The following is a 6,853-nucleotide window of genomic DNA, read 5'->3' as shown; positions in this document are numbered from 1 at the left end:
GAGCAAACTCTTTTTAAGTTTCATGCACACTGGTTATTTTAAATAAAATTAATTTAAAATATCAGATGAATCAAATGCTAATCGTTAATTTAAGAGCTAATATATTATTGTAATGAATAAAATAGTGGATTAATTTCAACATGTTGAGTCATGATTTTCTACGGACACCTTGTTATTATTGTCATAGGATTCAAAAAAATAGCGAAATGGCTCGGTATCCTGACGGACGATTTTTATGTTCAGACTGTGTTCAACATATTATTGTGACAACTGAAAATTTGCAAAAAGTTGCATTATGGGTCTTACAACAAATTGAACAATTAGGTTTTTCATTTAAGCGTGGCAATACTCAAGTTAGTTTAATTAGCCAAGATAAAATGCAAAATTTAGGTTTTCATAGTGCTGCTGGAATTGCTATAAACACAACTAAAACTAACATATTTTCAAATACTTGGCATGATCAATCACAAATTAAAGTGATTTATGGCATGCCTACCGCGAATTTGGTTTGGGTGCTTGGGCATGAATTGGGGCATGTACTGGTTTCTCAGCATCAATATAGATTTAGTGCTATTGAAAAAGAGGAAGGTTTTTGTCAATTGGTTGCATTATTGATCAGTGAGCGTTCATCTAATCCATTGATGACTAAGGTCATTCAGAAAGAATTACGTAATCCTGATCCGATTTATGGTGAAGAGTTAAGAATAGCTTATCAACAATATCAAAAGCTTGGCTTCCGACAATATTTTAAAAATTTCCTTTAATATAGTTTTATTGATTCAAAATCGAACATTCTTTGCCATAAATACAGATTATATTATTTAAAAAATACATGAAGAATTAATCATGGCATTATCGAAAATACTATCTCAGATTGAAACTGAGAAGCTGTTGTTGATATTAAGAGATCGATTCGAACAAAATTTAGATCGGCATCCTTTTCTTAAATGGGCTTTAATTGAGCAAAAATTAAGACAAAATCCTAAAAAATTATGGTCACTTCATGAAATGGAACGTACAGGTGGTGAACCGGATGTCATTGCCATCAACAATATGAGTGAGTTCTATACATTCTTCGATTGTTGCAATGAGTCACCTAAAGAACGTCGTAGTCTTTGTTATGATCGAGAGGCTTTTGATACACGTAAAGATAATAAACCTATTAATAATGTGATCGATGTGGCGGATGCCATGGGCGTTGAGCTTTTAACGGAACAACAATATCGAAATTTACAGAATATTTTTAAATTTGATTTAAAAACATCGAGTTGGGTAATGACTCCTAATACGATACGTCAGCAAGGAGGTGCACTATTTTGTGATTATAGATACGGTCAAGTTTTCACTTATCATAATGGGGCGCAATCTTATTATGCATCACGAGGATTCAGAGCTTGTATCAATATTTAGCAATTTCAATGCCTATAAATAATTAAAAATAGATTTTAAAATAAAAGAGATTTTCAAATATTGGCTTTTCTATCTGTTTATTTTTTCTATTGATTATTCATTTAGCATTAGATAATGATGTTTTGTTACTCATTAAACTCAGCAATGAGGGGGAATTGCATGCTATTTTTTAACAATGAAATAAAGTATTTAAATAAAAGTGAGAAGTGATAATGATACCAAATTCAATTCAAAAGTCTATTTCCGCTATTATATTGAGTGGTGTATTTTTAAATGCGTGTAATGCACAAAATAATGATTCTATTCCAGAAACTCAAAAAGTAGAGAATAAAACGAACACGTCTACATTTACGAAACAGGCGTATAGAATTGAAAAAGTAGCAATATTGAATGAACCATGGGCAATGGCTCAATTGGTTGATGGTCGTTTATTAGTGACTGAAAAGAAAGGTATACTGAAATTATTTGATCCTTCAACAAAGCAAGTCATTGATATTTTAGGTGTGCCGAAAGTTGTATACGGTGGACAAGGTGGTTTGGGGGATATTGCCTTACATCCTGATTTTGAAAAGAATAAGTTAATCTATCTGAGTTATGCAGAGGCTAGTCAAGGTGGTTATGGCGCAGTAGTCGTGCAAGGTGAGCTTGATTTATCTGTCAAGAATCCCAGTATTCAAAATATAAAAAGAATATGGGAGCAAGTTCCCAAAGTTTCAGGTCAAGGTCATTATGCGCATCGAATTTTATTTGACCGAGCAGGTAAACTTTGGATTAGTTCAGGTGAGCGGCAAAAATTTGACCCTGCACAAGATATGCAGTCAAATTTAGGCAAAATTTTAAGATTAAATGATGATGGAACACCAGCAGAAGGAAATCCATTTACCAACCAAGGTGAAATTGCCAAACAAATTTGGTCGTTGGGACATCGTAATCCCTTGGGTATTGCTTTTGATGGTGAGGATAAATTATGGAGTGTAGAAATGGGGCCGAAAGGTGGCGATGAGCTAAACCTGATCGTTCGTGGTGAAAATTATGGCTATCCTTTAGTTTCGAATGGTGATCATTATTGGGGGAAATCTATTCCTGATCATGACACTCGTCCTGAATTTAAAGCACCTGAAATCAGTTGGACGCCTGTCATTTCCCCATCAAGTTTGGTTTTTTATCAGAATGAATTATTTCCAAATTGGAAAGGAAAAGCTTTAATAGGCGGTTTGTCTTCAAAAGCCATCGTGGTGGTGGATACAGAGCATAAGCCTGTGATTGAAGTACAGCGCTTAGCAATGAAGAATAGAATTCGTGAGTTAGAAGTGGCGCATAATGGCAGTGTTTGGGTGCTTGAAGATGGTGAGAATGCAGGTTTATTAAAATTATTGCCTGAATAATCTTAACCAAAGTGACTGTAAATATCGTGGTTTATGATGATTAAATCATAGAGTAAAAATCATTTTAATTTTTATAATATTATGTTATTTCAATAAAAATCATCATAAAAATCATCATAAAAATCATCATAAAAATCATCATAAAAATCATCATAAAAATCGAGAAGAGTATGCCTGCAGCCAGTATTGAAATACGACAACATTATTCTATAGAAACAGAAATTGCATTAATAGAAGCGGTACATGCAGCACTTGTCACTGAGTTTAAAATTCCTGAATCTGATCGTTCTATTCGCTTATTTGTGCATGAACCACATCTTTTTTCGTGTCCTCCCGATAAGACTCAACCTGAATTTTTTACCTTAATCAGTATCGACTGTTTTATTGGACGGACACTGGATACGAAGCGAAATTTGTATCGAAAAATTGTTGATAATCTTGCCAAATTAGGTATACCACGGGATCACATCAAAATACTTTTAAGAGAAATTTCAGCCGAAAATTGGGGTATTCGTGGTGGTCAAGCTGCATGTGATGTGGATTTAGGTTTTAATGTTCAGGTTTAAAGGAATTATTTCCGCCGCCTTTACCAGAATTTGAATGTAACGTTACTTTTTATCAAGCTAATGGTTTTGAACAAACAGGTGGTTATAAAATGAAGTGGATCATATGACAACTCAAGTTAAAAAAGTCGTGCCTGTCATTTTTAGAATGGATAATAATGAACGACAAATTTTAGTATTTCGTCATCAGCTTGCAGGAATTCAAATCGTCAAGGGAACTGTAGAGCTAAATGAACATCTAGAAACAGCTGCCTTACGTGAATTATTTGAAGAATCTGGAATTGAAAATGCGGTTATTCAAAAGTTTATGGGTATTCATTATCCACAACAAGTTGGGCCGCATTGGTATGTTTATTTATGTCAGGTGAATGAAGTGCTTAGAGATCAATGGCGACATTACTGTGCTGATGATGGTGGATTGGTTTTTGAGTTTTTTTGGCATCCATTAAAATCGTTGCCTACAGATGAATGGCATCCATTATTTCAAGATTTATTAAAGTTTATTCAAAGTGATGGGGGTGTTAATTCTGCGAAATAATATTTTATTGAATTATCGTAATGTGAGACTAGGTCTGCATTGTAAGGGGTAATCTTTTTGGTTCAATGCGAAATAAGCGTATACTCACTAGACATAAGGAGTGATTATGTCTGAAACATACGCGTCCGTACCCTATATTGAGTATGGAACAAAACCTTTTATTGCAATTTTATTTTCGCTTTTTTTAGCAGGTTTTGCTGTATTTTCATCACTTTATTGTGTGCAGCCGATGATGCCTTTTTTGGCAAAATTCTTTCAGATTACGCCTACGCATAGTAGTTTTCCGCTGTCATTTTCAACCATTGCTTTGGCTTTAGGGCTTTTATTCGCAGGGTTAATTTCAGATCGGTTTGGTCGTAAACAGATCATGGCGATTTCACTATTTTCTACGTCTATCTTATTATTAATTAGTTCTTTTTTACCCTATTGGGAAGTATTTTTAGCCACTCGAATGATGATTGGGCTTGCCGTCAGTGGGGTGGCATCAGTTGCGATGACGTATATTGGTGAAGAAATTGCCCAAAAAGATGTCGGTTTTGCTATGGGGTTGTATATTTCAGGTACAGCGATTGGTGGTATGGGTGGACGTTTAATTGCAGGGGTTTTGCTCGATTATATTTCATGGCAAACCGCAACTATGATTATTGGTATTATCAATTTATTCATTGCCATTACTTTTTATATTGCTTTACCTGCTTCTAAGCATTTTACTGCTTATCCCATTCAATTTTCTCGTTTTATCGAATCTTTTAAGAAGAACCTCGCTGATCCTAAATTAAGATTGTTATTTGCGGAAGGTTTTATTCTCATGGGCTGTTTTGTGACTGTGTTTAATTACATGAGTTATCACCTTTTAGAAAAACCATTTGAACTCTCACAAACTTGGATTGGGTTAATTTCTGTTGCTTATTTGTCTGGGATTTATAGCTCACCTCGTGCTGCGAGTTGGGGTCGTAAATTTGGACGTGAAAAGGTACTCATCGCCATGTTTTGCAGCATGATTCTCGGTTTATGGATCATGTTGATTCCATCACTTTGGGTGATTCTGATCGGGTTATTGATTTTTACTTTTTCTTTTTTTGCAGCACATTCTACATCGAGCAGTTGGGTGTCTGTTCAGTCTTTGCAATATCGTGCTGTGGGTTCATCGCTCTATTTATTCAGTTATTACTTAGGTTCAAGTTTCTTGGGAAGCAGTAGCGGCTTGGTTTGGGAGGCTTATGGTTGGTTTGGTTTAACCATTAGCATTACTTGTGTACTTTGTATTGGATTTTTTGTGGCATTAAGATTGAAGAAAATAATGAATTAAGCAATAAAAAATATGGGTTCTGACTTTATAATAAATAAAACAATTCAATAATAATGATTGAACTTAAGGATAAAAAAATGAGTAATGAACGAGATTTAAAAGGATTAAAAGGTTGGTTGATTTTAGTCGGAATAGGTCTAGTTGTATCACCTATTCTTTTACTGATTCAGTTGATTCCGATGTATAGCGAATTTGCTCAGGGGGGTGCTTGGGATGTTTTAACTACGTCAGAATCTCCCCTGTATCACCCGCTATGGGCACCTCTGATTTTTGGGGAAATGATTATTAATTTTGGTATTTTTATTGTTGCTTTAGTGCTAATTTTTTTATTTTTTTCAAAGAAGAGAATTTTTCCAAAAGTTTATATTGGGCTTGCGATCTTTACGATCATCTTTCTATTAACGGATGCGTTATTGGGGAAGATTGTGATGCCAAATGAGCCATTATTTGATGCCGAAGCAGGAATAGATTTCTTTAAATCAATAGTCTCGGCACTGATTTGGGTTCCGTATATGCTGGTTTCTAAGCGAGTCAAACAGACTTTTGTTGAATAACAATAAGCATTGATATCCGTTATCTGCAAAATTTGATTACAAATAACGGATATAAATTTATTTCGAATATTGCTGAATAAACGCAATACTGCTTTTTCTCAACTGTTCTAAAGCTTCAACTTCCACAGGATAATGTCCACCTTTCGGCAACATCACTACTTGTTTTGCAACGGTCAAACGATCAAGTACAGGTTGGCTCAGCGCTAAAGGTGTCCAATGATCTTCCGCAGGTTGGGTTAATAGTACAGGACACTGGGTAAAACGAGATAGATCGTATTTAGGTTTATAGAACATATAGCTTTTTAAGAACTGAATTGACATCGAATTTCCTGCGGATGTGCTATCCCGCTGCATAATTTTCAATGCTTCTTTGTCATTGGTCAGCGCATACATTTTAGAAACTAAGGACATCGGGAGTCGAATATTGCCAATAGGTGTCATTGCGGCAATTTGCATCCCTGAAAGTAGAATAGGGCTTAAAGAACTAAAGCGCATCGTACCTTTTTGAACATCTATACGTTGTTGGTCTAAAAAGGTCATTCCAATAACGCCTTTAATATTCTTATTTTGCATCGCAACATGAATGGTTAGCATACCACCCGCAGACAATCCATATAGAAAGATTGGACGATCATCTTTTTTGGCTTCAGCATCGACAAAATCACTAACCAATTGCACCCAATCGTCATAACGGATTTTACTTTTGGATGGATATTGGCTCATGCCATAACCTGGTAAGTCCAAAGCTATCGTTTCATAACCAGCTTGTGCAAGTGGATGACCGAGAATCAGGCTCATTTGACGGCCATTGGTACCGACACCATGGAGTAAAATGACTTTTGCTGTCGAATTTGGACGAGGATAATAATCGACATGAATGTTATTTTCTTTCCATCGCCAAAAATATTCTTGTGGTTGATGGTTAGAATCTAAACGATAATTTTCAGGCATTCGATTTTGCAGTTTTTTCCAACTGTCTTGTTCTGCATAGGTTTCTTCTCTTGCAGCTTGAGTAGTGATAAAACTTTGTAAAAATACAAATATGCTAGTAATAATTTTTTTAAAAACCATGATGTGACTCTCATTTTTTGTTT

8 protein-coding genes are annotated in these 6,853 nt (G+C 35.1%); 7 read left to right on the top strand and 1 reads right to left on the bottom strand.

Features of this window, described 5'->3' with window-relative positions; all coding sequences use genetic code 11:
* The first annotated feature begins 206 nt into the window (after nucleotides 1-206).
* The 7 genes from ACG94X_RS16190 to ACG94X_RS16160 all read left to right on the top strand — a co-directional run bounded on the left by ACG94X_RS16190 (nucleotide 207) and on the right by ACG94X_RS16160 (nucleotide 5,759).
* Nucleotides 207-764 (top strand): protein DA1, encoded by a 558-nt coding sequence (locus ACG94X_RS16190; RefSeq protein WP_419384722.1) that lies wholly within the window; start codon nucleotides 207-209, stop codon nucleotides 762-764.
* Between the two features lie 82 nt (nucleotides 765-846).
* Complete coding sequence (locus ACG94X_RS16185; RefSeq protein ID WP_419384721.1) at nucleotides 847-1,410, top strand: DUF4256 domain-containing protein; 564 nt, start codon at nucleotides 847-849, stop codon at nucleotides 1,408-1,410.
* 212 nt (nucleotides 1,411-1,622) lie between these two features.
* Entirely contained in the window at nucleotides 1,623-2,795 is a 1,173-nt protein-coding gene (locus tag ACG94X_RS16180; protein ID WP_419384720.1) for a PQQ-dependent sugar dehydrogenase, read from the top strand.
* A 170-nt stretch (nucleotides 2,796-2,965) separates the two neighbouring features.
* Nucleotides 2,966-3,361, top strand: coding sequence for a tautomerase family protein (locus ACG94X_RS16175; protein ID WP_419384719.1), 396 nt, complete (start codon nucleotides 2,966-2,968; stop codon nucleotides 3,359-3,361).
* A 103-nt stretch (nucleotides 3,362-3,464) separates the two neighbouring features.
* Nucleotides 3,465-3,896 (top strand): NUDIX hydrolase, encoded by a 432-nt coding sequence (locus ACG94X_RS16170; RefSeq protein ID WP_419384718.1) that lies wholly within the window; start codon nucleotides 3,465-3,467, stop codon nucleotides 3,894-3,896.
* Nucleotides 3,897-4,002: 106 nt separating this feature from the next.
* Nucleotides 4,003-5,205, top strand: coding sequence for an MFS transporter (locus ACG94X_RS16165; protein ID WP_419384717.1), 1,203 nt, complete (start codon nucleotides 4,003-4,005; stop codon nucleotides 5,203-5,205).
* A 77-nt stretch (nucleotides 5,206-5,282) separates the two neighbouring features.
* A complete protein-coding gene (locus tag ACG94X_RS16160; protein ID WP_419384716.1) occupies nucleotides 5,283-5,759 on the top strand; it encodes a DUF2569 domain-containing protein in 477 nt (158 codons plus the stop codon).
* A gap of 57 nt (nucleotides 5,760-5,816) precedes the next feature.
* Here the strand turns inward: ACG94X_RS16160 and ACG94X_RS16155 are convergent, their stop codons facing one another.
* Nucleotides 5,817-6,830, bottom strand: a complete 1,014-nt coding sequence (locus tag ACG94X_RS16155; protein WP_419384715.1) for an alpha/beta hydrolase — start codon at nucleotides 6,828-6,830, stop codon at nucleotides 5,817-5,819.
* Between the last annotated feature and the right edge of the window lie 23 nt (nucleotides 6,831-6,853).

Source organism: Acinetobacter psychrotolerans, from assembly GCF_048552595.1.
Classification (GTDB): Bacteria; Pseudomonadota; Gammaproteobacteria; order Pseudomonadales; family Moraxellaceae; genus Acinetobacter.
This window is presented reverse-complemented; position numbering and strand designations above follow the sequence as displayed.